Raw genomic sequence first — 25,801 nt, 5'->3', positions numbered from 1 at the left:
TCCAGGCTCGCCAGCAGGAATTCGATGAAGGCGCGGGTGCGCGGGGCGACGAAGCGGGATTTGGGGGTGACTATGAAGAAGGTGCGCCCGTAGGTCTACCAGCCGGGGAACAATTCCACCAGCTTGCCCTGGGAGAGCAGTCGGTTGACGAACACGTCCAGCACGTAGATGACGCCGAGGTCGGCCTGCGCGGCGTCGATCAGGGCGCCGGTGCTGTAGCGGTGCTGGGTCTCGACGAGCGGCCAGGGAGCAGGCCTGCCTATGCGACTGCACTGCGACACTCCTCGATCACCTGAGCGATCTGCCCCACCGTATCGCGCCGGATCGGATGCCCGCTCGCCCGCTGGCGGAATTGCCCGGCCTGTTCGAGGATGCGCTCGATGATCGCGTTGGCTTCGGCAGGTTCCACTCCGCCCTGGCTGGCGAGGGTGAGCAGGTGGGTGCGGGTGATGCGGCGTCCTTCGCCGCAGATGTCGGTCTGGTGTTCGCCGCCCGGGCCCTGGCTGAAGGTCAGGTCGTAGGCCGGGGCGAGTTTCCAGCGGCGGTCGCTGTCCAGCCGGTAGGCGAAGTTCTTCGCGTGGTCGTCGCGGTTGTGGAACACCACGTTGAATACCGCGTGGGCGAAGGCCTGTTCCACTTCGCGCTGGTCCCTGGTCATCAGGCGGGTGGCGCGCAGGAAGGTGGTGTAGTCCAGCGAGGGCAGGCGGAAGTCGGCATGCAGCAGGCCGGCCAGGCTGTGCACCGGCACGCGTAGCTCGCCGGCGCGGTCGAAACGGGCGATGCCGAAGCCGGCCAGCTTGGGCGACAGGTCGAAGTAGGTGGTGGCGGGCATGCGCAGCCCGCAGGCGCGCGCCAGTTCGGCGTAGAGGTTCTCGATGGCGCACACCTCCTTGTGCTCGCCCTGGGCCTGGAACTTCACCAGCCAGGGCTCGCCGGGGGCGCCGGGCAGGGTGCTGACCTGCTGCGCCTGCGGGTGGTACTGCACCAGTGCCTTGGGTCTGGCACCCTGCGGCGAGCCGCCGGTGAGCACCAGCTCCATCAGTACGGCGGACTCCTCGCCGGCGAGCACCAGTTGCGACTCCTGCGCCAGCGCCAGCAGCTGCAGGTCGGCTTCTGGCAGCGGCGTGTCTGCGGCGGGTACGAAGCTCAGCGCCCCCAGCGCACGGTCGCCGATGAAGGTCAGGCGGTCGAGTGGGCCGGGGCTGATGCCCTGCCTGCGGAACAGCCGGTCCATTAGCAGCAGGCCCCAGCCATCGGGGAGGGCGTCCGCCACCAGTCCCGGCAGGCGATGCTGGTAGGCAGGAAAGCCGCCGTAGGCCTGCGCGCGCAACTTGAGGTGGCGGGGCGACAGTTCCAGCTTCTGGGCCAGTGCCTCGGGGGAGTACTCGAACAGCAGGCTGGCGCCGTCGTCGGCCAGGGTGCCCAGTCGCCAGTGCTCACCCCAGCCGCAGTAGTACACGTCGAGCTTTTTCATGGGCGCTTTCTCCGCGGCGCCCGTACCCGTTGTGTCTGCCGTGCCTGTTCGGCCTGCTCCATCTGGGCGATGGATTGGCTGGGCAGCACGAACAGCGCCTGCAGCTCATCGGTCAGCCCGAGGGCCTGCACCACGCGCACCACGGTTTCCAGCGAGGAGGTGCCGTTGCCCTCCAGCTTCTTGATGGTGCCGGGAGCGACGCCGGCCATGCCGGCCAGCTCCTGCTGGGTCAGCGCCTGGGCCAGTCGCTGGAGGCGCAGACGCTGCCCGAGTTCCTGGAGGATTTCGCTGCGGTCTGCGAATGAGAAGTCCACTATATTGACCCTTGGCAGGTGGATATCAGCTTAAAGGATATCATAGTGACTCTTATTTGATGGGCTGGGTGCGCAATCGCGTGGAGCGAGTTTCCCAGTCGGTAGGGGCGAATTCATTCGCCTGACATGGCCGCGTTGGCGAATGAATTCGCCCCTACAGGGGATTTGGAAGCCATCCAGCCCTCAGCCCCGCCCCCGTCTCCCCACATGCAACCCCACACTCGCCCCCGGCGCCGGACGGCGCTGGGCGTCCAGGCTCGCCAGCAGGAATTCGATGAAGGCGCGGGTGCGCGGGGCGACGAAGCGGGATTTGGGGGTGACGGTGAAGAAGGTGCGGCCGTAGGTCTGCCAGCCGGGGAACAGTTCCACCAGCTTGCCCTGGGAGAGCAGCCGGTTGACGAACACGTCCAGCACGTAGATGAAGCCCTGGTCGGCCAGCGCGGCGTCGATCAGGGCGTCGGTGCTGTTGAAGTTCAGCTTGCCCATCGGTTGCAGGTCGTGGGCTTCTTCGCCAAGGGTGAAGGACCAGCGCGCCGGGGTGTAGCTGCTCTTGGGGAACAGGCCCAGGCACTGGGTGGGGTCGAGCTGGGCGGGGTGGTCGGGGGTGCCGAGCTTCTCCAGCAATGAAGGAGTGGCGCAGGCGACGTAGTGGGCCTGGTACAGCGGGCGGGCGACCAGGTCGGCGTCGTTGACCGAGTCGATGCGGATGGCCATGTCGGTGCCGCTCTCGATCAGCCCCTCGGGGTGGTCGGTCAGGCGCAGGGCGATGCGCAGGTCCGGGTGGCGGGCGCCGAATTCGGCGAGCAGCGGGGCCATCACGTCCTTGCCGAAGGCGGCCGGCGACTCGATGCACAGCTGGCCCTGCACGCTGGCGGTCTGCTCCATGACTTCGGATTCGGCCTGCTCGACCTGGCGCAGCAGCTCGACGCAGTGCTTGAAGTAGCGCTCGCCGGCGTCGGTCAGGCGCAGGGTGCGGGTGTTGCGGCTGAGCAGGGTGACGCCCAGGTGGGTCTCCAGGTTGCGCACGCTGGCGGTCACCGTGGCGTTGGCGATGTCCAGCGATTCGGCGGCGCGGTTGAAGCTGGCGCATTCCACCACGCGGGTGAACACCTGCATGGCCCAGAGTTTGTCGATCCGGCTCTTCATTATTTTCTAATGCCCCATTAGCTCGGCCGGCCTCGTTCCGCGGCCGGCGCCTTCCTATCGTAACAACCACCAGAGGGAGGCTCAAAAATGACCGATCTGAATTTCGATTTGATTGTGGTGGGGTGCGGTGCCGCGGGGCTGTCCACGGCGGTGTCGGCGGCGGAGAGCGGCCTGCGCGTGGCGGTGCTGGAGCGGGCGAAGAAGGAGGAGCGCGGCGGGCAGACCCGCTTCACCGAGGCCTACTTCCGCATGAAGAACCACGAGGAGGTGACCGACGACTTCGACGCCTTCCTGGCGGAGAACTCCGGCTTCTACCAGGACCCGGACTTCGTCGCCGAGAGCCTCAGCGAGCGCAGCGCCTGGTCGGTGCAGACCCGCGCGCTGGCGGCCATTGACGCCAATGTGATCGGCACCTTCGCCGCCGAGGTGCCGGGCACCGTGCAGTGGCTGAAGGACAACGGCGTGAAGTTCGACTTCCTGCCCACCCAGTTCCTCACCAGCACCCAGCCGCGCCTGCTGCCGGTGGGCGGCGGCGAGGCCATCGTCGAGGCGCTGGCGGCGCGCGCCGAGGCGCTCGGCGCCGAGTTCTTCTACGAGACCACCGCGCGCGGCCTGCTGACCGCCGGCTGCAACGAGGTGGTCGGACTGCGCGCGTATTCGCCGGCCCGTGGCGAGATCCGCTTCGGCGGCGCGGTGATGCTGGCCTGCGGCGGCTTCGAGGGCAACCTGGAGATGCTCAGCCGTTACGTCGGCCCGCGCGCCTCCTTCATGCGCCCGGTGTGCAAGGGCGGCTACTACAACCGCGGCGAGGGCATCCAGATGGCGCTGGAGATCGGCGCCGCCGCTGCCGGCGAGTACGGCAGCTACCACGCCGAGCCGGTCGACCCGCGCTCGGGCATCTCCGAGCCGTCGATCTTCATCTTTCCCTACGGCGTGCTGCTCAACAAGGAAGGCTTGCGCTTCACCGACGAGGCGCCGGGCACGGTGGATGCCTGGTACGAACGCGTCACCCGCAAGATCTTCGCCCAGACCGACGGCATCGCCTGGGTGATCCTCGACCAGAGGGTCAAGGACATCCCCAACTACCGCCTCGGCATCCGCACCGACCAGCCGGCTATCGAGGGCGCGAGCCTGGCCGAATTGGCGAGCAAACTCGGCCTGCCGGTGACGGCGGTGGAGCGCAGCGTGGCCGAGTACAACGCCGCCTGCCGTCCCGGCGAGTACCGCCCGCTGCAGCTCGACGGCCTGGCCACCGAGGGCCTGACCCCGCCGAAAAGCAACTGGGCGCTGCCGCTGGATAAAGGCCCGTACCTGGCCTACCCGATCATCTCCGCCAACGTGTTCACCTTCGGCGGCCTGAAGACCGACGAGCAGGCGCGGGTGATCAACGTCGACGGCGAGCCGATCCGCAACCTGTACGCAGCCGGGGAAACCGCCGGCATGTACTTCGGCAACTACTGCGGCGGCACCTCGGTGCTGCGCGGCCTGGTGTTCGGCCGCATCGCCGGCCACACCGCTGCGGAGAGCCGCTGAGATGGCCGTGGCAATGGTGACCGGCGCCGGCGGCGCCATCGGCAGCGCGGTGTGCCGGCTGCTCGCCGCACAGGGCTACCGGGTGGCGGCGCTGGACCTCAGCGAGCCGGCGACGCTGCCGGCCGGCGCCTGGTTCCGCGCCTGCGACGTGTCCTCGCGCGCCGCCGTGGCGGCGGCGGTGGAGGAGGTGGAGCGCGAGCTGGGCGAGATCGACGCGCTGGTCAACGTGGCCGGTGTGGTCTCCAAGGGCAGCGCGCTGGATCTGGATGAGGCCGAGCTGCAGCGGGTGCTGCGCATCAACGTGCAGGGCACGCTGATTCCCTGCCAGCTGGTCGGCCGGCGCATGGCCGAGCGGGGCAGGGGCGCCATCGTCAACATCGGTTCGGTGGTCGGCAAGAACGGCGGCAACGCCCGCCCGTGGCTGGACCCGGCCGAGCAGGCCAGCGCCGGCAACGTGGCCTACGGCATGTCCAAGGCGGCGGTGCACAGCCTGACCCAGTTCCTCGCCAAGGAGCTGGCCAGCCGCGGCGTGCGGGTCAACGCCGTGGCGCCCGGCCCGATCGCCACCGACATGACCACGACCTTTCCCGAGACCCTGCGCGCGCTGATCCCGCTCGGGCGCATGGGCCGCGCCGAGGAGGTCGCCGAGGCGATCGCCTTCCTGCTCTCCGACAAGGCCGGCTTCATCAGCGGCGAAATCCTCGACATCAACGGCGCCCTGTGGTGCGACTGATTCAACCCAGCAGAGACTTGAAACAATGAAGAGCATCTACCTGGTTCTGGACATGCAGAACGACCTGATCCACGAAGACGGCGCCAGCGGCAAGTCGCCGCTGGGCGAGCAGGTGCGCTCGCGCGAGATCGTCGCGCGCACCGCCGCGGCCATCGACAAGGCGCGCAGCAAGGGCATCCCGGTGGCCTTCGTGCGCGTGGCGTTCTCCGACGACCACCGCGAGGCCAACCCGAACTCGCAGGTGTTCGGCCCGATCGCCAGGAACGGCATCCTCAAGATGAACGCCTGGGGCGGCCAGGTGCACGAGGCGCTGGCGCCGCAGGCCGGCGAGTGGGATATCGTCAAGCACCGCGTCTCGCCGTTCTACCAGACCAGGCTGGAGCTGCTGCTCAAGCGCGAGGGTATCGAGCGCATCTACTGCAGCGGGGTGAGTACCCAGGCGGTGGTGCAGGCTACAGTACGCGACGCGCATGACCGCGACTTCGACGTGGTGCTGCTGGAGGACTGCTGTGCTTCGCCTTCGGCCCAGGAACATGCCAACTCGGTGGCCAGCATCGGCCGCTTCTGCACGGTGACCACCTCGGACGCCGCGTTCGACTGACAGAGCTGGGTGGACCAGCGGAGATACGGAAATGACCACGCTGGAAAACCCGTCGCTGCGCACCGAGGACGCGCCCGTGCAGGGCGCCGCTCTCGGCGCCACTGCCGCGCTGATCGTCGGCACCTTCGCGGTGGTGATGTCGGCGACCACCATCAACATCGCCATCGTGCCGATGATGCAGGAGTTCGCCGTCAGCCACCGGGTGGCGCAGCTGTTCTCCTCGCTGTTCCTCGGCGCCACCGTGCTCACCGCGCCGCTGGCCGCCTGGCTGTCGCGGCGCTGCGGCGCGCGCCAGGTGTTCCTCGGCGTGCTGCTGCTGTATGCGCTCGCCTCGCTGGCGGCCACGTTCTCCGACTCCTTCCTCTCCATGCTGCTTGCCCGCGGCCTGCAGGGCGCCTGTGCCGGGGTCATCCAGCCGCTGTCGATGTTCCTGGTGCTGGCGGCCGCGCCGCCGGAGCGCCAGGGGCGGGCGATGTCGCTGTACGGCCTCGGCGTGGTGCTGGCCCCGGCGCTGGGGCCGACCATCGCCGGCTGGTTCGTCGATCACGTCGGCTGGCGCAGTACCTTTTCCCTCGGCGTGCCGCCCTGCCTGCTGGCGCTGGGCCTCGGCTGGTTCTGCCTGCCGCGCAGCGCGGCGGAGCGGGAGGAGGGCGGCAGCTTCGACTGGCCGGGCCTCGCCCTGCTCGGCGTGCTGGTGATGCTGGTCTTCGCCACGCCGCTTGCGCTGGAGCGTTCCGCCGTGCTGGCCGGGACGCTGTGCCTGCTGTGGCTGGGTACCGCCTGGCTGTTCTGGCGCGTCGAGCGCGCTCGCAAGGATGCGCTGCTGCCCTTCGCGCTGTTCGCCAGCCCGGGCTTTCGCGCCGCGGCGCTGGTCAGCGTCGCCTACGGCGCCGGCATGTACGGCTCGACCTTCCTGATCCCGGTGTTCATGCAGGGCGCGCTGGGCATCCCGGCGCTGACCACCGGCAACATCCTGCTGCTCGGCGGCGTGGCCCTGGCGCTGAGCACCAGTCTGGCCGGGCGGGTGGTCGACCGCCTGTCCGCGCGCCTGGTGGTGGCCGGCGGGCTGGCCTGTTTCGCCCTGGCCTGCGCGCTGCTGGCCTGGGCCCGCGAGCTGCTGTGGATCGCCGTGGCGGTGGTGCTCTGCCGTATCGGCCTGGGCCTGGTGATTCCCGGCTTGTACACCGGCATGGCCCAGGTGGTGGTGCCCGGCGGCCTGCGTGAGGGCACCGCGGTGATCACCCTGCTGCGCCAGGGCGGCGGGGCGCTGGGGGTGTCGCTGATCGGCGTGCTGACCGCCTCCGCCGGCAGCGCCGAACTGGCCGGCTGGCTGGGCCTGGCGCCGGCGGGCAGCGCGGCCGCGGCGCCGGCGACGGTGTTCGCGGGGATCGCCCTGCTGTTCGTCGCGGCGCTGGGAGTGGTGCGGCGGTTGCGCTGAGGCCACCCCATCCCTGTAGGGGCGAATTCATTCGCCTGTGCGCGGTGATTTGGCGAATGAATTCGCCCCTACAGTCCGGATCAGGAGCCGACCAGCCAGGCGCCCGCCGGCACGCGATGGCGTAGCTTGCGGCAGTCGCCGGGCGGCGGCTGTTTGCCTGGCGAGCGTTCCGGAAACCAGATGCGGCATTGCCCCCGTGGCGGCCGATGGCCGCGAGGGATGCGGTAGATGTCCGCCTCCTGCACCGTGTCGTACACCGCCGCCTGCATGCCGGACTCCTCGAAATCGTCTCCGTATTCCGCGTCCCGCGACCAGCTCCGCTGGCTGCTGCGGGCCTGCTCCTGGGCCAGCTGCTCGCGCAGGGCGGCAGCCCGGGCTTCGGCCTGCTGGCGCTTCTCGATTTCCTCGTTGAGCTGCTGTTGCAGGGCAACCTGCTGGTCATCCGCGGGCTGCGCGGCTTCCGCCGGGGGAAGTCCCTGCACGGCGGCCTCCCGGGCGGCATTGATCAGCCAGACGTTGCGCTCGCGCAGGGTGCGGTCGCCCCCGGAGAGGACGTCGGATTTGGCGGCCAGCGCCTCGGCCTGCGGGTAGTTGCCCTGGCGCAGGCGCACCTGGCCGAGGTAGTGCACGATCACCGGATTGCCCGGTTCGATGCGCTGGGCGCGCTCCAGGGTGGCGGCCGTCTGCTCGGTCCGCCCGGCCGCGAGGTCGCGGGAGGCGCTTTCCACCAGGGCGCGCACCACCGGGCTTTCCGGGCGAAGCGGGCGTTCGGCCGCGCTGGCGGTGAACGCCGTGCAGGCGGCCCAGATCAGCAGTCCCGGCCACAGGGCGGCCTTGCTCAAGGTTTTTTTCATCATGATGGCGAGCGGTCGTCGAGGCCTCGGTGATCCTCCCGCCCGTGCTCCGGGGCAGGGGCTTGCGGTCCTCTTCGATCGCCTTTCGCGGCTGCCGTTCCCAGGCGCGGCAGCTCTTTTTGCCGGCCGCCTCAGCCTTCGCCCTGCGCCATCTTCTTCAGCCGGTAGTCGAGCTGGGCGCGGGTATAGCCGAGCATCCCGGCGGCCTTGGAGACGTTGCCTTCGCTGAGCTCCATGGCCACCTCGATGTACACCTCCTCGATGTCGGTCAGACGCACCGGACCGCGCTGCAGGGTGCGCCTGGCCAGCGCCTGCAGCTGGTCGCGGCTGGCGTTGTCCTGCAGGCCCATGCCGACGCCGACTTCCTCGCCCGCCGGCAGGCGGATGCCGATGGCCGGGGCGGCCTCCCAGCTCACCGTGCCGACCCGCTCGCGCTGCTCGGCCAGATTGAGGCCGGACAGGTGGCGCAGGTCGATGGCCTCGTCGTCATCGGCGAGGATCACCGCGCGTTCGATGACGTTCTCGAACTCGCGGATATTGCCCGGCCAGTGGTAGTCGAGGATCGCCTGCAGGGCGCGCGGGGTGATGCCGGTCAGCCGGCGGCCGTGCAGCGCCGACAGCTTGGTCATGCACAGGTCGAGCAGCAGCGGCAGGTCGTCCTTGCGCTCGCGCAGCGGGGCGATGGTCACCGGGAACACGTTGAGGCGGTAGAACAGGTCGCTGCGAAAGCGTCCTTCCCTGACCGCCACGGCCAGATCCTCGTTGGTGGCGGCGATCACCCGCACGTTGACCTTGAGCGTCTTGTTGCTGCCCAGGCGCTCCAGCTCGCCGCTCTGCAGCACGCGCAGCAGCTTGCCCTGGGCGGTCATGCTGAGGGTGCCGATCTCGTCGAGGAAGATGGTGCCGCCGTCGGCGAACTCGAAGCGCCCGGCGCGCGGCTCGGTGGCGCCGGAGTAGGCGCCGCGCTGCACGCCGAACAGTTCGGATTCGATCAGCGCCTCGGGAATGGCCGCGCAGTTGATCTCGACGAAGGGGCCGGTGGCGCGCCGGCTGTTGGCGTGCACCTCGTGGGCGAACATGGTCTTGCCCACGCCGCTCTCGCCGAGCAGCAGCACGGTGGCATTGGTGCTGGCGACGCGGAGGATCTTGTGCAGCGCGGAATGATAGGCCGCCGAGCTGCCCACCGGGCGATCCAGCTCGGGCAGGCTGTTGCGCGGCTGGCTCAGGCCGAACGGTGCGGGGCCCAGGCTGGCCGGTTCGGAGCGCTTCGACGGCGGCGGTGCCGGTTCGCCGCGGCGGTGGTCGGCGGCACGCGGCTGGAAGTACTTGAGGTCTTCCTCGGCGTCCTCCCATTCCTCCACCGGCCGGGCCACGGCGCGGCACACCTCGTCGCCGCTGGCGCGGCACTCGGTCTCGCGCACCAGGATGCGCTTGCCCATCAGGCGGGTCAGGAAGCCCGAGCTGTAGCCCACCTCCATCCAGCAGATCGGGTCGCTGCCGGTGCCGTTGCTGGCCACGTGCAGGTCGCTCTCCACCGAGTGCTTCCAGATGAACTCGCCGTACAGGTAGCCCTTGCTCTGGTCGAACTCGATGCACACCGGGGAGACCTCGACCATCCCGGACAGCGCGTGCAGCTGGGCGCCGGCGGCGAGGATGTCGAGCTGGGAGCCGCTGGTGCGGGTCCTGATCGCCAGCTCGGCGTCGCGCAGCCCGGTGAGGTAGCCGAGGCGGGTGAACAGGCCACGGGTGTACTCGACGCCCATGGACTCCAGCAGCTCCTGGCGCATGGCGCCGAAGGCTTCGGCGTGGACCAGCAGCATGCGCTTCTCGCCGAGCCAGATCAGCCCTTCCCGCGGGTTGAAGTACAGGTGCTCGGCGAGGTCCTGCATGTCCGGAAAACGCAGGTCGGTGATGATGCCACGCGCGTCGCCGCGCATTCCCTTGCCTGCGCCTGCGCTGTTTTCGGTCGTGGTCATGGTGATGTCCGTTGTCGTTCTTTGCTTGTCGAGGGCTCTGACGGCCGTTTTCAGCTTCGCCCGCCCGCTCCGGCGCCGGCAAGGGAAAGTTGCGATTTTTCATCGCGGATTTTCTGAGGCTTGCGAATTTTCGCAAGGCCGGCCCGACGGCCGAGGCGCCGGTGCGAGCCTTCCGCTTGCGGCAATTGATTTTCTATCTATCTGATTCAAAAGAATTTTCCTGTCGATTCTGGCGGCCTCCACGAACTTGGCACGCCGCTCGCAATGTTCCTCGCAAGACGAAGCCCCGCTCAGGGGCACTTATAAAAACAACAGAGGAACGAGCAGTGGCAGAGATCAACTCACTCGGTTACGTCGGTCTGGGCGTCAGCGATCTGGAACAGTGGCATTGGTTCGCCACCGAGATTCTCGGCATGCATGTGGGCCAGCGCGACGCCCAGGGCATGAGCCTGCGCATGGACGAGCACCAGCAGCGGATCTTCCTCGAGGAGAACAGCGCCGACGACCTGCTGGTGGCCGGCTGGCAGCTGAAGACCGAGGCGGGCCTCGAAGCCTACGTGGCCGAGCTGCGCGAGAAGGGCGTCGAGGTCACCGCGCTGCCGGCCGAGATCCTCAAGCGCCGCAAGGTGGAGAAGGCCTACGCCTGCCAGGACCCCAACGGCTTCACCCACGAATTCTTCTTCGGCGCCCATGTCGCCGAGCTGCAGGACGTGTTCCGCTCCAAGGTGCTGAAGAGCCGCTTCATCTGCGGCGAGCTGGGCGTCGGCCACATCCTGCCGTTCGCCAAGGCCGGCAAGGGCGAGCAGACCCTGAGCTTCTACAAGGACGTGCTCAAGCTGCGGGTCAGCGACTACATCCGCGAGGAGATCATGCCCGGCCTGCTGGTCGACGCGACCTTCTTCCATACCGCCAGCGGCCGCCACCACTCCATCGCCACCGCCGAGAACCCGGTGGCGACCAAGACCCTCAACCACATCATGTTCCAGGTCGAGGACATCGACGACGTCGGCCTGGCCTACGACCGCACCGTGAAGGCCGGCATCCCGGTGGCCCTGGAGCTCGGCCACCACCCGAACGACCGCATGTTCTCCTTCTACGCGCGCACGCCGTCCGGCTTCAACTTCGAGATGGGCTGGGGCGGGGTGGTGATCGACGAAGCCACCTGGGAAGTGCGCAGCTACTCGGAGATGAGCGACTGGGGCCACAAGCGCAACCAGATCGCCTGACCGGCACCACGGAGAATCGAACATGAGCATTTGGCTGGATTTCCTCGGCGCCGAGATTCGCTTCGTCGAACTGCCCACCTACGGTCGCACCCGCATCGCCGAAGCCGGCAAGGGCAAGGCCGAGACGCTGATCCTGATGCACGGCATCGGCGGTCATCTGGAGGCCTACGCGAAGAACGTGGTGGCCCTCGGCGAGCACTACCACGTGATCGCCTTCGACTACGTCGGCCACGGCCTGTCGGCGAAGAAGACCGACATCGAGTACTCGATCGCCGACTACGTCGAGCAGCTGCGCGAGCTGATGGATGTCCTCGACATCGAGCGGGCGCACATCTCCGGCGAGTCGCTGGGCGGGGTGGTCACCGGCGACTTCGCCGTGCGCTACCCGCAGCGCATCGGGCGCGCGGTGCTCAACACCACCGGCGGCATCCCGGTGGTCAGCGACAAGGGCCGCGCCGACCTCAAGTACCTGGCCGAACTGTCGGCGCGCAGCTTCGGCCAGGCGCCGACCTTCGACAGCATCCGCGAGCGCATGCAGTGGCTGCTGTTCGAAGGCAACTGGCACCTGCTGAGCGACGAGCTGATCGCCACCCGCCTGGCCTTCTATTCCTCGGCCGGCTACCAGCAGTGCGCGCCGCTGATCTACTCGCGCCTCAAGCGGGTCAAGGAGGGCGGCAAGCCCGACATGATCGAGCTGGAGCAGGTGCAGTGCGAAACCCTGCTGCTGTGGACCACCCACAACCCGATCCACGACGTGGCCGCCGCCGAGGCCGCCCTGCCGCGCCTGCCCCGGGGCCAGCTGTACGTGATGAAGACCGAGGCTGGGCACTGGCCGCAGTACGAGGACCCCGAGGAGTTCAACGGCGTGATGCTGAAGTTCCTCGCCAGCGGAAAGCTCTGAATCCCGCACAACGCTCAACCGCATCTCCCCGCCGCCCGTTGCGGGCGGTGGGCTGCCGATAACAAGAACAGAGAGATCACACCATGAACCAAGTCCTGAAGAAGTCCGAACTGCTCGCCTGCCAGCAGATTCCCAGCGAAGCCGAGATCCTGCAGCGCGCCCGCGACCTGATCCCGATGCTGCTGGAAAAGGCCACATCGGTGGAAAAGAACCGCATGGTCTCGAAGGAAACCATCCAGGCCTTCGTCGATGCCGGTTTCTTCAAGATCCTCCAGCCGGCCAAGTTCGGCGGCTGGGAAATGAATCCCAGCGTGTTCTACAAGGTGCTGATGGAGCTGGGCCGCGGCTGCTGCAGCAGCGCCTGGAACATGATGATCCTCGGCATCCACCAGTGGGAATTCGGCAGCATGCCCGAGCAGGCCTGCGTCGACGTGTGGGGCGAGAATGATGCCACCATCATCGCCTCGTCCTACCCGCCCTTCGGCAAGCTCGAGGAGGTCGACGGCGGCTACCGCATCAGCGGCACCTGGAAGACCTCCAGCGGCTGCGACCACGGCCAGTGGGCTTTCCTCGGCGGCCTGCGCAAGGACGCCAACGGCAAGGTGATCGACCGCCTGTCCATGCTGGTGTCGGCTGACGACTACGAGATCATCGACGACTGGCACACCTTCGGCCTGGCCGGCACCGGCAGCAAGAGCCTGCTGGTCAGGGATGCCTTCGTGCCGGCCCACCGGGTGCATAGCCTGATCAAGTACGAGTACAGCGAGCGCGGCAATCACTACCTGTACCCGTTCAACCAGGTGTTCTTCGGCGCGGTGTCCTCGCTGATTGTCGGCATGGCCCAGGGTGGCGTCGACGAGTACATCCGCCAGATGAGCGTGCGCACCAACACCACCGACGGCAACAGCGCGGCGCTCAGCCCCTACGTCAAGGATCGCCTGGGCAACGCCGTGGTGCGCGTGCGCACCGCCCGCGCCCGCCTGCTGCAGATGATGGCCGAGACCACCGAGATCGTGGAGCGCCGCGAGCTGGTGCCGACCCATGACCGCGTGCACCACATGCTCGACATCGCCCGCGTCGGCCGCGAGTGCGAGGAGGCGGTGATGCTGCTGTTCAAGGCCACCTCGGCGCGCGGCATCTACCTGGACAACCCGCTGCAGCGGATCCTGCGCGACGTCATCGCCGCCGCCAACCACATCACCCAGAACGCCGACGACACCGCCGGCATGCTCGGCGCCTACCTGCTCGGCCAGCCGCTGCCGCCGATGATCTTCGGCCTGGAGCCGGTATCCATCCACGACTGAGGAGAGCAGAACGTCCGTATGTGTGCATCTGCCGGCCGCCGGGGCCGGCAGACATCCCGATAACAATAAAAGCGCTCAAGCGTAATTCGAGGTATCCACATGACTTCCAAGAAAGCCGCGCGGCCAGTCGACTCTGCCTGCGCAGTGGAAAAGGCCTTCAAACTGTCCGCACTGACCGTCGCCATCGTCCTGCTGCCGAACATGTCGGCGCAGGCCTTCCAGTTCGATACCGGCAGCGACATCGAGGTGCGCTGGGACAACACCCTCAAGTACAGCAACGCCTGGCGGATCAAGGACCAGCACGACAAGCTGATCGCCGACCCCAACCTGGACGACGGCGACCGCAACTTCGACCAGGGGCTGATCTCCAACCGTGTCGACCTGCTCTCCGAGCTGGACGTCAGATACCAGGACCTCGGTTTCCGCGTCAGCGGCGCGGCCTGGTACGACGATGTCTACAACAAGAGCAACGACAACGATTCGCCGGACACCGCCAACGCTTTCAGCGTCGACCACGACGAGTTCACCGACGATACCCGCGACCTGCACGGCCGCGATGCGGAGTTCCTCGACGCCTTCGTCTACGGCAAGTTCGCCATCGGCGAGGAGATGTGGGGCGTGGCCCGCCTGGGCCAGCACGCGCTGCTCTACGGCGAGAGCCTGTTCTTCGGCAACAACGGCATCGCCGCCGCCCAGCAGCCGATCGACGCAGTCAAGGCGCTGTCGGTGCCCAACTCGCAGTTCAAGGAACTCGGCCTGCCGGTCAAGCAGATCTCCGGCCAGTTGCAGCTGACCCCCAACTTCTCGGTGGGCGCCTACTACCAGTTCGAGTGGGAGCGCAACCGCATTCCCGGCTCCGGCAGCTACTTCAGTCCGGCCGACCTGCTCGACGAGGGCGGCGAGCGCATCATCCTCGCCACGGCGCCGGGCGTCGGGCCGGTGGCTTCCTTCTACCGCGGCAAGGACATCGAGGCGCGCGACTCCGGGCAGGGCGGCATCCAGCTGCGCTACCGCTCCGATGCGCTGGATACCGACTTCGGCCTGTACGCCGTGCGCTACCACGACAAGAACTTCCAGGTGCAGGTGCGTCCGGGCGCCAATGTCGGCCCGGGCCAGCCGGCGGACAAGCAGGGCGAGTACATGCTGGTGTTCCCCGAGGACATCACGGCCTACGGCTTCAGCGCCAACCGCGGCATCGGCAACGCCAACGTCGGCTTCGAGGCGTCGATCCGCCACGACGCCCCGCTGGTCAGCCTGACCGTGGCCGATCTCAGCGCCGTGGCGCCGGTGGCGGTGGGCGACAACGACCGCAATCCGCTGTACGCCATCGGCAAGACCGCCCATGCGCAGATCAACATGATCAACGTGCTGCCCACCGGCACCTTCTGGGATTCGGCGACCATCCTCGCCGAGCTGGCGTGGAACCGCACGCTGAGCGTGGACAAGAACCGCGAGAACCTCGACCCCAACTCGACCCGCGACGCCACCGCCATGCGCGTGGTGTTCACCCCGACCTACTTCCAGGTGCTCGACGGGCTCGACCTGTCGGTGCCGATGGGCTTCGGCTACGGCATCGACGGCCGTTCCTCGGCGGTCGGCGGCTTCAGCCAGGCCAAGGGCGGCAACTACAACATCGGCATCGCCGGCGACTACCTGAAGTCGATCAACTTCAGCCTGTCCTACAACGGCTACTTCGGACCCTCGGCGCCGATCAACATCAACGGCATCAAGACCTACGAGCAGACCAACGCCGACCGCGACTTCATCGCCTTCAGCGTCTCGCACACTTTCTGAGGTGTTGACCATGTACAAGAACAACAAAGCCCGTTTCCTGACTTGCGTATCCCTGCTGTCCCTGTGCATCGGCGCCGCCCATGCGGCGGTCAGCCCGCAGGAGGCCGAGGCCCTCAAGGGCAAGCTGACGCCGATGGGCGCCGAGCGCGCCGGCAACGCCGACGGCAGCATCCCGGCCTGGAACGGCGGCTTCACCGAGGTGCCGGCCGGCTACCAGCAGGGGCAGCGCAACGTCGACCCGTTCGCCGCCGACAAGCCGCTGTACACCATCACCGCGGCCAATCTCGACCAGTACAAGGACAAGCTGTCCGAGGGCGTGATCCAGCTGTTCAAGGACAACCCGCAGACCTTCCGCATCGACGTCTATCCGACCCGGCGCACCGCGGCGGCGCCGCAGTGGGTGTATGACAACACCCTCAAGAACGCCACCCGCGCCACCCTGGAGAACGACGGCCTGACCGTGAAGGGCGCCTATGGCGGCGTGCCGTTCCCGATTCCCCAGTCGGGCCTCGAGGTGCACTGGAACCACATGACCCTGTGGCGCGGCGAGTCCACCCACACCAAGTACAAGGTGTGGACCACCACCGCCGACGGCAAGCAGGTGCTGGCCACCGCCGCGGTCGACGACGGCCAGTATCCCTACTACTACAAGGACGGCTCGCTGGAGAGCACGCCCAACCCCAACTACATGCTGGCGATCCAGTCCACCTACGCCCCGGCCTTCCGCGCCGGCGAGGCGCTGATGGTGCACAACGTGCTCGACCACGTTAAGGGCCGCACCCTGTGGCAGTACCTGGCCGGCCAGCGCCGCGTGCGCCGCGCGCCGAGCATCAACTTCGACACCCCCAACGTGGTGGCCTCCGGGGTCAACTTCGTCGACGAGACCTTCGGCGGCGGCGGCTCACCCGAGCGCTACGACTGGAAGCTGATCGGCAAGCGGGAAATGATCATTCCCTACAACAGTAACAAGCTGCTGGCCAACGCCGACCAGGACGTGATGGGCCAGCGCCATGCCAAGCCGGAGATGATGCGCTGGGAGCTGCACCGCGTCTGGGAAGTGGAGGCGACCCTCAAGCCCGGCAAGCGTCACGCCGTGCCCAAGCGCAAGTACTACTACGACGAGGACAACTGGGGCACCGCGATCCTCGACGGCTGGGACGCCGAGGGCACCCTGTGGCGCACCGCGTTGACCACCCCGTTCGCCGCGCCGGACATCCCGGCCCAGGTGAACTACTGCACCGGCTTCTTCCACGACCACCGCACCAAGGCCTGGGTCTACAACTGCGCCCTGGGCGATGCCGGCAAGGACCAGTACGCCATGGCCGAGCGCCGCCGCGAGAGCCACTTCTCGCCGGAGTCGCTGATGACCCAGAGCGCGCGCTGAGTCCCGATGCGGTCGGCTGCCTTCCCCGCCCCGGCGGGGAGGGCAGCTCGTGCGGTACCCCGTGGTAGCGGAGATTCCAACAGTGAAAAGAACAATGATCGCCTTGTGCATATCCCTGGTCGGCGTGGTCGGGGCGGCGGCGAGCGCCTGCGCCGACACCGAGTTCCAGAAGCGGCCGGAGGTCGTCCGCGACGTCCCCGATACCCTGCAGCAGGCGGCCCTGCGCTCGCCGCTGGCGGCGCGTTCGCCGCTGAATGCCGCGGCCAGCGCCGGCGAGCGCATCGTCGCGGTGGGTGCGCGTGGCCACATCGTCTATTCCGACGACCGCGGACAGAGCTGGCAGCAGGCCGAGGTGCCGGTGTCGGTGACCCTGACCGGCGTGTGCTTCGCCGACCGCGACACCGGCTGGGCGGTCGGCCACCGCGGCGTGATCCTCAAGACCGTCGACGGCGGACGCAGCTGGAGCAAGCGCTTCGACGGCCTGCAGGCCGCCACCGCCATCGTCCAGGCCCGCGAGCTGCAGGACCCGGAGCGCGCCCACGATGCGCGGCGCCTGCAGATGGAGGGCGCCGACAAGCCGCTGCTCGACGTGCAGTGCCTCGATCGCCAGCGGGTGGTGGCCGTCGGCGCCTACGGCTTCGGCTTCGTCACCCACGACGGCGGCGACATCTGGCTGCCCTCGCTGGCGCTGCTGGACGGCACCGAGCAGCGCCACGTCAACGTCGTCCGCGAACACGGCGGGCAGCTCTACCTGGCCGGCGAGCTGGGCATGCTGCTGCGTCTGGACAGCGACCTGCAGCAGCTCGAGCCGCTCGGCGAGCCCTATCCGGGCAGCTTCTTCGGCTTGGTCGTCACCCAGCGCGGCCACCTGCTGGCCTTCGGCCTGCGCGGCAACCTGTTCCGCTCCGGCGATGCCGGCGCCAGCTGGCAGCAGGTCGAGTTCGCCGGCAGCCAGAGCCTGACCGCCGGGGTCAACCTGGCCGACGGCGGCATCCTGCTGGTCGACGAGTCCGGCGCCGGCTGGCTGAGCCGCGACGACGGGCAGAGCTTCAGGCCGGTCAAGCCCAGCGCGCAGTTCCCCTTCGCCGGCCTGCTGGCCACCGCCGACGGCGGCAGCGTGGCGGTCGGGGTCAACGGCGTTTCCTTCTTCGAGCCGGGCGCGCTGCGTTGAGTCGGTCAATAACAAGAGGTCAATAACATGGCTATCGGACATTCCACCGACGATTTCGCCGCCATCGCATCCCTTGCGGATTTCGACAGGCATTCGGGCAACCGCCTGGAGCGCCTGCTGTTCAACCATCGCAGCCTGGTGATCGGCGTCTGTCTGGTGCTGACGCTGCTGTTCGCGGTCGCCGCGACCGGGCTGCGCCTCAACGCCAGCTTCCTCAAGACCATCCCGGCCAACCATCCCTTCGTGCTCAACTTCCTCGCGCATGCCGACGAGCTCAAGGGCACTGCCAATGCCGTGCGCATCGCCGTGGCGGTGCCGGACGGGCGCGAGGGCGACATCTTCAGCGCCGAGTACATGGAGACCCTGCGCCAGATCAACGACGACCTGTACCTGGTGCCGGGCGTCGACCGCGCCTTCATGAAGTCGCTGTGGACGCCGCTGACCCGCTGGCAGGGCGTCACCGAGGAGGGCTTCGACGGCGGCCCGGTGGTGCCGGACGGCTTCGACGGCAGCGCCGAGAGCCTGGCGATCCTGCGCGCCAACGTCGAGCGCTCCGGGGAGATCGGCCAGCTGGTGGCGCGCGACCTGCGCTCGACCATCGTCCATGTGCCGCTCCTGGACATCGACCCCAAGACCGGCCAGGCGCTCGACTACCAGACCCTGTCCGACGCCCTCGAGCAGATCCGCAGCCGCTACCAGGCCAAGGGCGTGGACATCCACATCATCGGCTTCGCCAAGGTGATGGGCGACCTGATCGCCGGCCTGCAAGCGGTGCTCGGCTTCTTCGCCGTGGCGGTGCTGATCACCACGGCGATCCTCTACTACTTCACCCGCTGCTGGCGCAGCACCCTGGTGGTGCAGGGCTGCACCTTGGTCGGGGTGATCTGGCTGCTCGGCTGCCTGCCGCTGCTGGGCTACGAGCTCAACCCCTACTCGATCCTCATCCCGTTCCTGGTCTACGCCATCGGCGTCAGCCACGGCGCGCAGAAGATGAACGGCATCATGCAGGACGTCGGCCGCGGCACCCACAAGCTGATCGCCGCGCGCTACACCTTCCGCCGCCTGTTCGCCGCCGGCATGACCGCGCTGCTCGCCGACGTGGTCGGCTTCGCCGTGCTGACCATCGTCGACGTGCCGGTGATCCAGGAGCTGGCGATCATCGCCAGCGTCGGCGTGGGCATCCTGGTGTTCACCAACCTGGCGCTGCTGCCGATCATGCTGTCGTACACCGGCGTCTCTCCGGTCGCCGCCGCGCGCAGCCTCAAGCTGGAAGCGGGCGAGGCGGGCGGCCCGCGCCTGCTCGGCGTGTTCGAGCGCTTCACCGGCCCGCGGCCGGCGGCGCTGGCGCTGCTGGTGGCGCTGGGCATCGGCCTGTTCGCGCTGCTGGTCGGCCGCGAGCTGAAGGTCGGCGACCTCGATCCGGGCGCCCCCGAGCTGCGCGCCGACTCGCGCTATAACCGCGACAATCAGTTCGTCATCAGCCACTACCAGGCCAGCAGCGACGTGTTCGTGGTGATGGTCGACACCCCGGCCGGCCAGTGCATCGACTACGCCACCCTGCGCAAGGTCGAGGAGCTGGAGTGGCGCCTGCGCCAGCTGCCGGGCGTCGAGGGCACCAGCTCGATCGCCGGGCTGGCGCGCAAGATCAACGTCGGCATGAACGAGGGCAACCTCAAGTGGAACGAGCTGCTGCCCAACCAGGCGATGATCAACGCCGCCGCCATCCGCTCGCCGCGCGAGCTGTTCAATGACACCTGCGACCTGCTGTCGGTGTACGCCTACCTCAAGGACCACAAGGCCGACACGCTGAGCGACGTGGTGGCGGTCACCGAGCGCTTCGCCGCCGAGTACGACGACGAGCGCGCGCGCTTCCTGCTGGCGGCGGGCAATGCCGGCATCGAGAGCGCCACCAACATCGTGGTGAAGGAGGCCAACGGCCAGATGCTGCTGGGCGTCTACCTGGCGGTGACCCTGCTGTGCTTCGCCGCCTTCCGCAGCTGGCGTGCGGTGGTCTGCGCCATCCTGCCGCTGATCCTCACCTCGCTGCTGGCCGAGGCGCTGATGGTCAAGCTGGGCATGGGCCTCAAGGTGGCGACCCTGCCGGTGGTGGCCCTGGGCGTCGGCATCGGCGTCGACTACGCGCTGTACATCCTCAGCGTCACCCTGTTCTGGCTCAAGCGCGGCGCCACGCTGGCCGAGGCCTACGCCCGGGCCCTGCAGTTCACCGGGCGGGTGGTGGTGTTCACCGGCCTGACACTGTCGCTCGGCGTGGTGACCTGGATCTTCTCGCCGATCAAGTTCCAGGCCGACATGGGCGTGCTGCTGACCTTCATGTTCCTCTGCAACATGCTGGTGGCCCTGGTGCTGGTCCCGGCGCTGGCCTGCTTCATGCTCAGGCCGGCGGCGCCCGAGAGCTGCGCCAGCGGCCAGGAGGTGCCGGCATGAGCCTGCACCCCAACCCCGGCGCAGCAAGCCAGCGCCTGGGCGACCCGCTGAGCCTGCCGGCAGCCCACCAGGCCATCGCCGCCGCCCTGCGCCACGCCGAGGAGCGTGGCCTGCGGGTCAGCGTCGCGGTGGTCGATGCCGGCGGCCATCTGCTGGCCTTCTCCCGCCTGCCGCAGGCGCCGCTGCACACCATCGACATCGCCCAGGACAAGGCGATGACAGCGGTGTCCTTCTCCATGCCCACCGGGGCGCTCGGCGAGCTGATGAGCTGCGCGCCCGACCACGTGCGCACCTGCCTGCTGCTGCGTCCGCGCATGGTGCCGATGGGCGGCGCCTTCCCGCTGCTGGTCGACGGCCGGCTGGTCGGCGCCATCGGCGTGTCCGGCGCCAGCGAGGAGCAGGACATCGAGTGCGCCGCCGCCGGATGTCACGCCATCGCATGAGCCTGCACTTTCTCAATCCATTCCGCAGTTTCCCCGCAGAGGAGAACCACCCCGTGAACAGCACTTCCTTCGACATCGCGGCGCTGGGCGACGAACTGTTCAACGCGCTGCGCAGCGGCGAGGCGGTGGCGCCGCTGACCGAGCGCTTCCCGCAACTGGGCATTGAGGATGCCTACGCCATCCAGCAGCGCCTGATCGCCCGCCGCCTGGAGCAGGGCGAGCGCATCGTCGGCAAGAAGATCGGCGTCACCAGCCAGGCAGTGATGGACATGCTCAAGGTGAACCAGCCGGACTTCGGCCAGCTCACCGACCGCATGATCGTCGACCAGGGCTCCAGCGTGCCGATGGCCTCGCTGATCCAGCCCAAGGCCGAGGGCGAGATCGCCTTCGTGCTCAAGCACGACCTGGTCGGGCCGGGGGTCACCGTGGCCGACGTGCTGCGCGCCACCGAGGGCGTGATGGCCTGCTTCGAGATCGTCGATTCGCGCATCCAGGACTGGAAGATCCGCATCCAGGACACCGTCGCCGACAACGCCTCCTGCGGCGTGTTCGTGCTCGGCGACCGCCTGGTCGACCCGCGCCAGCTGGACCTGTTCACCACCGGCATGGTGCTGGAGAAGAACGGCCGCATCGTCGGCACCGGTGCTGGCGCCGCGACCATGGGCTCGCCGGTGATCGCCGTGGCCTGGCTGGCCAACACCCTGGGCCGCCTGGGCATGGGCCTCAAGGCCGGCGAGGTGATCCTCTCCGGCGCGCTGTCGGCCATGGTGCCGGTGGCGGCCGGCGACCAGCTGCGCATGACCCTGACCGGCATCGGCAACTGCTCGATCCGCTTCGACTGAGCGACATCCACAAGGAAATCCCGATGAACAACAAGAAATTGAAAGTCGCCATCGTCGGCTCGGGCAACATCGGCACCGACCTGATGATCAAGATCCTGCGCCACGGCCAGAATCTGGAAATGGGCGCCATGGTCGGCATCGACCCGGCCTCCGATGGCCTGGCCCGCGCCGCGCGCATGGGCGTGGCCACCACCCACGAGGGTGTCGAGGGCCTGACCCGCATGGACGTGTTCCAGGACATCGACTTCGTGTTCGACGCCACCAGCGCGGGCGCCCACGTCAAGAACGACGCCTTCCTGCGCTCGCTCAAGCCTGGCATCCGCCTGATCGACCTGACCCCGGCGGCCATCGGCCCGTACTGCGTGCCGGTGGTCAATCTGGAAGAAAACCTCGCCGCGACCAACGTCAACATGGTCACCTGCGGCGGCCAGGCCACCATCCCGATGGTCGCCGCGGTATCGCGCGTGGCCAAGGTGCACTACGCCGAGATCGTCGCTTCCATTGCTTCGAAATCCGCCGGCCCGGGCACCCGCGCCAACATCGACGAATTCACCGAGACCACCTCCAAGGCCATCGAGGTGATCGGCGGCGCCGCCAAGGGCAAGGCGATCATCGTCATGAACCCGGCCGAGCCGCCGCTGATCATGCGCGACACCGTGTTCGTGCTGTCCGAAGCGGTCGACCAGGCCAAGGTCGAAGCCTCGGTCGAGGAAATGGCCCAGGCCGTGCAGGCCTACGTGCCGGGCTACCGCCTGAAGCAGAAGGTGCAGTTCGACGTGATACCCGAGGACGCGCCGCTGACCATCCCGGGCCATGGCAAGTTCTCCGGTCTCAAGACCTCGGTGTTCCTCGAAGTCGAAGGCGCCGCCCACTACCTGCCGGCCTACGCCGGCAACCTCGACATCATGACCTCCGCCGCGCTGGCCACCGCCGAGCGCATGGCGCTTTCCATGATCAACGGCTGAGGAGAAGCGCCATGACCTTCGACCCGAGCAAGAAGCTGTACATCTCCGACGTGACCCTGCGCGACGGCAGCCACGCCGTGCGCCACCAGTACTCGATCCAGAACGTGCAGGACATCGCCCGCGCCCTGGACCAGGCCAAGGTGGATTCCATCGAAGTCACCCACGGCGACGGCCTGCAGGGCTCGAGCTTCAACTACGGCTTCGGCGCGCACTCCGACCTGGAGTGGATCGAGGCCACCGCCGACGTGATCAAGCACGCCAGGATCACCGTGCTGCTGCTGCCCGGCATCGGCACCGTGCACGACCTCAAGGCCGCCTACGACGCCGGCGCCCGCTCGGTGCGCGTGGCCACCCACTGCACCGAGGCCGATGTGTCGAAGCAGCACATCGAATACGCGCGCAGCCTGGGCATGGACACCGTCGGCTTCCTGATGATGAGCCACATGATCCCGGCCGAGCAGCTGGCCGCCCAGGGCAAGCTGATGGAAAGCTACGGCGCGCAGTGCATCTACATGGCCGACTCCGGCGGCGCGATGAACATGAACGACATCCGCGACCGCATGCGCGCGTTCAAGGCGGTGCTGAATGCCGAGACCCAGACCGGCATGCACGCCCACCACAACCTGTCCCTCGGCGTGGCCAACTCCATCGCCGCGGTGGAGGAGGGTTGCGACCGCATCGACGCCTCGCTGGCCGGCATGGGCGCCGGCGCCGGCAATGCGCCGCTGGAGGTGTTCATCGCCGCCGCCGAACGCCTGGGCTGGAACCACGGCACCGACCTGTACCGCCTGATGGACGCCGCCGACGACCTGGTGCGTCCGCTGCAGGACCGCCCGGTGCGCGTCGACCGCGAGACCCTCGGCCTCGGCTACGCCGGCGTCTACTCGAGCTTCCTGCGCCACGCCGAAGTGGCGGCGGCCAAGTACGGCCTGAAGACCCTCGACATCCTCGTCGAGCTGGGCCGCCGGCGCATGGTCGGCGGCCAGGAAGACATGATCGTCGACGTGGCCCTCGACCTGCTGGCGGCAGGCAAGGGCCACTGAGTTTCCCATTCGCATGCAATTCAACATCGAACAACAAGGAAAACAACCATGAGCCAGTACACCCAGGACAACACCAGCCACTTCGTCCAGGTCGGCGACCTGCGCCTGCACTACAACGACGCCGGCAGCGGCGAAGTGGTGATCATGCTGCACGGCTCCGGCGCCGGCGCCACCGGCTGGGCCAACTTCCACCGCAACGTCGACGCCTTCGTCGAGGCCGGCTACCGGGTGATCCTGCTCGACTGCCCGGGCTTCGGCAAATCCGACCCGATCCTCAGCGCCGAGCCGCGCTTCGTGGTCAACGCCCGCTACACCAAGGGCCTGATGGACGCGCTGGACATCGACCGCGCGCACCTGATCGGCAACTCGATGGGCGGCGGCAGCGCGCTGGCCTTCGCCGTCGAGTTTCCCGAGCGGCTGAACAAGCTGATCCTCATGGGCGCCGGCGGCGTCGGCAAGACCAGCCTGTTCACCCCGCTGCCGATGGAGGGCATCAAGCTGCTGTTCCAGGTCTACCGCGAGCCGACCCTGGACAACCTGAAGAAGATGCTCAACGTCTTCGTCTACGACCCCAGCACGCTGACCGAGGAGCTGATCCAGCTGCGCCTGAACAGCATCCTGGCCAACCCGCTGCACCTGGAGAACTTCCTCAAGAGCGTCGAGCTGAGCCAGTTCAACTTCGGCGACTTCAGCGCCGACCTGCCGGGCATCAAGGCGAAAACGCTGATCACCTGGGGCCGCGACGACCGCTTCGTGCCCATCGACTGGAGCCTCAAGCTGCTCAACGGCATCCCCGACTCGCGCCTGCACGTGTTCAGCCAGTGCGGCCACTGGGCGCAGTGGGAGCACGCCGCGGCGTTCAACCGCCTGGTGATCGACTTCCTCAAGCACTGAACCGCGACTGAGCAGGACCGAGGGGGAGGCGGCTTGCCTCCCCTTTTGCGTTTACGAAAAAGGAGAAGGCTTGTCCGTGACTTCGACCAGAGACGTACCGCTCATGCTGCTGTTGCTGCTGGGCACCCTGACCGCCATCGCCCCGATGTCGACCGACATGTACCTACCGGCCTTCCCGGCGATCCAGGCGGCGCTGACGCTGGCGCCCGGCGAGGTGGAGCTGAGCTTTTCCGCCTACTTCGTCGGCATGCTGCTCGGCATGCTCTGCTACGGGCCGATCAGCGACCGTTTCGGCCGCCGGCCGCCGCTGCTGTTCGGCCTGTCCCTGTACACCCTGGCGTCGCTGCTGGTCGGCAGCGACAGTCTCGCCGAGCTGTGCGGCTGGCGCTTTGTGCAGGGACTGGGCGGTTGCGCCAGTGCGGTGCTGGTGGTGGCCATCGTCCGCGACCGCTGCACGGCGCAGCAGACCGCCCGGGTGATGAGCCTGATCACCCTGGTGATGGGCGTGGCGCCGGTGCTCGCGCCGCTGGCCGGCGGCCTGGTCCTGGCGCTGTGGGGCTGGCACGCGATCTTCCTGGCCCTGGCAGGCTTCGGCGCCTTCTGCCTGCTCGGCCTGCTGACGGTGCTCGACGAGAGTCTTGCCCAGCGCAGCACGCGCCTGGCGCTGCGCCCGGTGCTGAGCGGCTACGGTCAGTTGCTGCGGGATAGGCGCTTCATCGGCCCTTCGCTGAGCCAGGCCTGCACCACCGGGGCGATGTTCGCCTACATCGTCGGCTCGCCGTTCGTGCTGATCGAGCTGCACGGGGTATCGCCGCAGCGCTTCGGCCTGTTCTTCGGCGTCAACGCCATCGGCCTGGTGCTGGCCAGCCAACTGGTGCGCCTGCTGCTGCGTCGGTTCAGCCCGCAGCAACTGTTGCCGAGAGTGCTCTGGGCGCCGCTGCTGGCCGGCAGCCTGCTGGTGCTCAACCAGCTCGTGGGTTTAAGCGGGCTGTGGCTGATCCTGCCGGCGTTCTTCGTGCTGGTGTCGAGCGTCGGCCTGGTCGGTCCCAACGCCACGGCGCTGGCGATGGCCGAGCAGGGTGCGCGCGCCGGCCAGGCGTCGGCGCTGCACGTCAGCCTCACCTTCGGCATGGGCATGCTCGCCGGGCTGCTGGTCAGCCGGCTGCACGATGGCAGCCTGTTGCCGCTGGCGCTGGTGGTGTTCGGCTTCAATGTCGCCGGCCTGCTGGCCTGGCGTCTGCGCGCCGAGCCGCTGGCCGAGCCGGCGCAGGAGGCCGGTGCCTGACGGGTTGGTGAGGAGGGAGAAGCGCGGGGCCGGGC

Annotated in this window: 23 protein-coding genes; 17 read left to right on the top strand and 6 right to left on the bottom strand. The window is 68.2% G+C overall.

From position 1 onward, the window contains the following. Positions 1–95: 95 nt before the first annotated feature. From SK095_RS05275 to SK095_RS05260, 4 genes are all read right to left on the bottom strand, one after another. The gene (locus SK095_RS05275) at positions 96–281 is read right to left on the bottom strand and encodes a hypothetical protein (RefSeq protein ID WP_320548131.1); all 186 of its coding nucleotides are present in this window, start codon (positions 279–281) and stop codon (positions 96–98) included. Continuing rightward, entirely contained in the window at positions 260–1,474 is a 1,215-nt protein-coding gene (locus SK095_RS05270) for a type II toxin-antitoxin system HipA family toxin (RefSeq protein ID WP_320548130.1), read from the bottom strand. The genes SK095_RS05275 and SK095_RS05270 overlap by 22 nt, the downstream gene beginning before the upstream one ends. Further along, complete coding sequence (locus SK095_RS05265; protein WP_092428932.1) at positions 1,471–1,788, bottom strand: helix-turn-helix domain-containing protein; 318 nt, start codon at positions 1,786–1,788, stop codon at positions 1,471–1,473. The genes SK095_RS05270 and SK095_RS05265 overlap by 4 nt, the downstream gene beginning before the upstream one ends. Positions 1,789–1,971: 183 nt before the next feature. Next, on the bottom strand, positions 1,972–2,934 hold the full coding sequence (locus tag SK095_RS05260; protein ID WP_320548129.1) for a LysR family transcriptional regulator: 963 nt from the start codon (positions 2,932–2,934) through the stop codon (positions 1,972–1,974). 87 nt (positions 2,935–3,021) lie between these two features. Here SK095_RS05260 and SK095_RS05255 point away from each other — a divergent pair, with 87 nt between their 5' ends. Genes SK095_RS05255 through SK095_RS05240 form a run of 4 tightly spaced genes read left to right on the top strand, consistent with a single transcriptional unit; the run spans position 3,022 to position 7,239 of the window. Next, positions 3,022–4,467: an FAD-dependent oxidoreductase gene (locus SK095_RS05255; protein WP_320548128.1), complete on the top strand. Its 1,446-nt coding sequence runs from the start codon at positions 3,022–3,024 to the stop codon at positions 4,465–4,467. A 1-nt stretch (position 4,468) separates the two neighbouring features. After that, positions 4,469–5,200 (top strand): SDR family NAD(P)-dependent oxidoreductase, encoded by a 732-nt coding sequence (locus tag SK095_RS05250; RefSeq protein ID WP_320548127.1) that lies wholly within the window; start codon positions 4,469–4,471, stop codon positions 5,198–5,200. A 25-nt stretch (positions 5,201–5,225) separates the two neighbouring features. Beyond that, the gene (locus SK095_RS05245; RefSeq protein ID WP_320548126.1) at positions 5,226–5,801 is read left to right on the top strand and encodes an isochorismatase family cysteine hydrolase; all 576 of its coding nucleotides are present in this window, start codon (positions 5,226–5,228) and stop codon (positions 5,799–5,801) included. 31 nt (positions 5,802–5,832) lie between these two features. Next, on the top strand, positions 5,833–7,239 hold the full coding sequence (locus SK095_RS05240; RefSeq protein ID WP_320548125.1) for an MFS transporter: 1,407 nt from the start codon (positions 5,833–5,835) through the stop codon (positions 7,237–7,239). An 80-nt stretch (positions 7,240–7,319) separates the two neighbouring features. Here the strand turns inward: SK095_RS05240 and SK095_RS05235 are convergent, their stop codons facing one another. Together SK095_RS05235 and SK095_RS05230 are read right to left on the bottom strand one after the other, a co-directional pair. After that, positions 7,320–8,081 (bottom strand): tetratricopeptide repeat protein, encoded by a 762-nt coding sequence (locus SK095_RS05235; RefSeq protein ID WP_320548124.1) that lies wholly within the window; start codon positions 8,079–8,081, stop codon positions 7,320–7,322. Positions 8,082–8,224: 143 nt separating this feature from the next. Beyond that, a complete protein-coding gene (locus tag SK095_RS05230) occupies positions 8,225–10,069 on the bottom strand; it encodes a sigma 54-interacting transcriptional regulator (protein WP_320548123.1) in 1,845 nt (614 codons plus the stop codon). A gap of 326 nt (positions 10,070–10,395) precedes the next feature. On the opposite strand from SK095_RS05230, the gene SK095_RS05225 reads away from it, so the two are divergent. From SK095_RS05225 to SK095_RS05165, 13 genes are all read left to right on the top strand, one after another. Beyond that, positions 10,396–11,295, top strand: coding sequence for a VOC family protein (locus tag SK095_RS05225; protein ID WP_201487530.1), 900 nt, complete (start codon positions 10,396–10,398; stop codon positions 11,293–11,295). A 22-nt stretch (positions 11,296–11,317) separates the two neighbouring features. After that, positions 11,318–12,196, top strand: coding sequence for an alpha/beta hydrolase (locus SK095_RS05220; protein WP_320548122.1), 879 nt, complete (start codon positions 11,318–11,320; stop codon positions 12,194–12,196). Positions 12,197–12,279: 83 nt separating this feature from the next. Continuing rightward, positions 12,280–13,500, top strand: coding sequence for an acyl-CoA dehydrogenase family protein (locus SK095_RS05215; RefSeq protein WP_320548121.1), 1,221 nt, complete (start codon positions 12,280–12,282; stop codon positions 13,498–13,500). A 99-nt stretch (positions 13,501–13,599) separates the two neighbouring features. After that, positions 13,600–15,294 (top strand): DUF1302 domain-containing protein, encoded by a 1,695-nt coding sequence (locus tag SK095_RS05210; protein WP_320548120.1) that lies wholly within the window; start codon positions 13,600–13,602, stop codon positions 15,292–15,294. A gap of 10 nt (positions 15,295–15,304) precedes the next feature. Then, positions 15,305–16,678: a DUF1329 domain-containing protein gene (locus SK095_RS05205; RefSeq protein ID WP_320548119.1), complete on the top strand. Its 1,374-nt coding sequence runs from the start codon at positions 15,305–15,307 to the stop codon at positions 16,676–16,678. 94 nt (positions 16,679–16,772) lie between these two features. Then, positions 16,773–17,849: a WD40/YVTN/BNR-like repeat-containing protein gene (locus tag SK095_RS05200; RefSeq protein WP_320548118.1), complete on the top strand. Its 1,077-nt coding sequence runs from the start codon at positions 16,773–16,775 to the stop codon at positions 17,847–17,849. Positions 17,850–17,876: 27 nt separating this feature from the next. Continuing rightward, positions 17,877–20,294 carry an efflux RND transporter permease subunit gene (locus tag SK095_RS05195; RefSeq protein WP_320548117.1) on the top strand — a complete coding sequence of 806 codons (2,418 nt, stop codon included), beginning with the start codon at positions 17,877–17,879 and terminating at the stop codon, positions 20,292–20,294. Next, the gene (locus SK095_RS05190) at positions 20,291–20,737 is read left to right on the top strand and encodes a heme-binding protein (RefSeq protein WP_320548116.1); all 447 of its coding nucleotides are present in this window, start codon (positions 20,291–20,293) and stop codon (positions 20,735–20,737) included. Before SK095_RS05195 ends, SK095_RS05190 begins: the two co-directional genes overlap by 4 nt. 53 nt (positions 20,738–20,790) lie before the next feature. After that, positions 20,791–21,579 (top strand): 2-oxopent-4-enoate hydratase, encoded by a 789-nt coding sequence (dmpE, locus tag SK095_RS05185; RefSeq protein WP_320548115.1) that lies wholly within the window; start codon positions 20,791–20,793, stop codon positions 21,577–21,579. Positions 21,580–21,602: 23 nt separating this feature from the next. Beyond that, positions 21,603–22,544 carry an acetaldehyde dehydrogenase (acetylating) gene (locus SK095_RS05180; protein WP_320548114.1) on the top strand — a complete coding sequence of 314 codons (942 nt, stop codon included), beginning with the start codon at positions 21,603–21,605 and terminating at the stop codon, positions 22,542–22,544. 11 nt (positions 22,545–22,555) lie between these two features. After that, positions 22,556–23,587, top strand: a complete 1,032-nt coding sequence (gene dmpG / locus SK095_RS05175) for a 4-hydroxy-2-oxovalerate aldolase (RefSeq protein ID WP_320548113.1) — start codon at positions 22,556–22,558, stop codon at positions 23,585–23,587. 48 nt (positions 23,588–23,635) lie between these two features. After that, complete coding sequence (locus SK095_RS05170) at positions 23,636–24,481, top strand: alpha/beta fold hydrolase (protein WP_320548112.1); 846 nt, start codon at positions 23,636–23,638, stop codon at positions 24,479–24,481. 76 nt (positions 24,482–24,557) lie between these two features. Continuing rightward, complete coding sequence (locus SK095_RS05165; RefSeq protein WP_320548111.1) at positions 24,558–25,766, top strand: multidrug effflux MFS transporter; 1,209 nt, start codon at positions 24,558–24,560, stop codon at positions 25,764–25,766. Positions 25,767–25,801 lie beyond the last annotated feature (35 nt).

Origin of the sequence: Pseudomonas sp. AN-1 (assembly GCF_034057115.1) — a bacterium.
In the GTDB taxonomy this organism is placed as follows: Bacteria; Pseudomonadota; Gammaproteobacteria; order Pseudomonadales; family Pseudomonadaceae; genus Geopseudomonas.
This window is presented reverse-complemented; position numbering and strand designations above follow the sequence as displayed.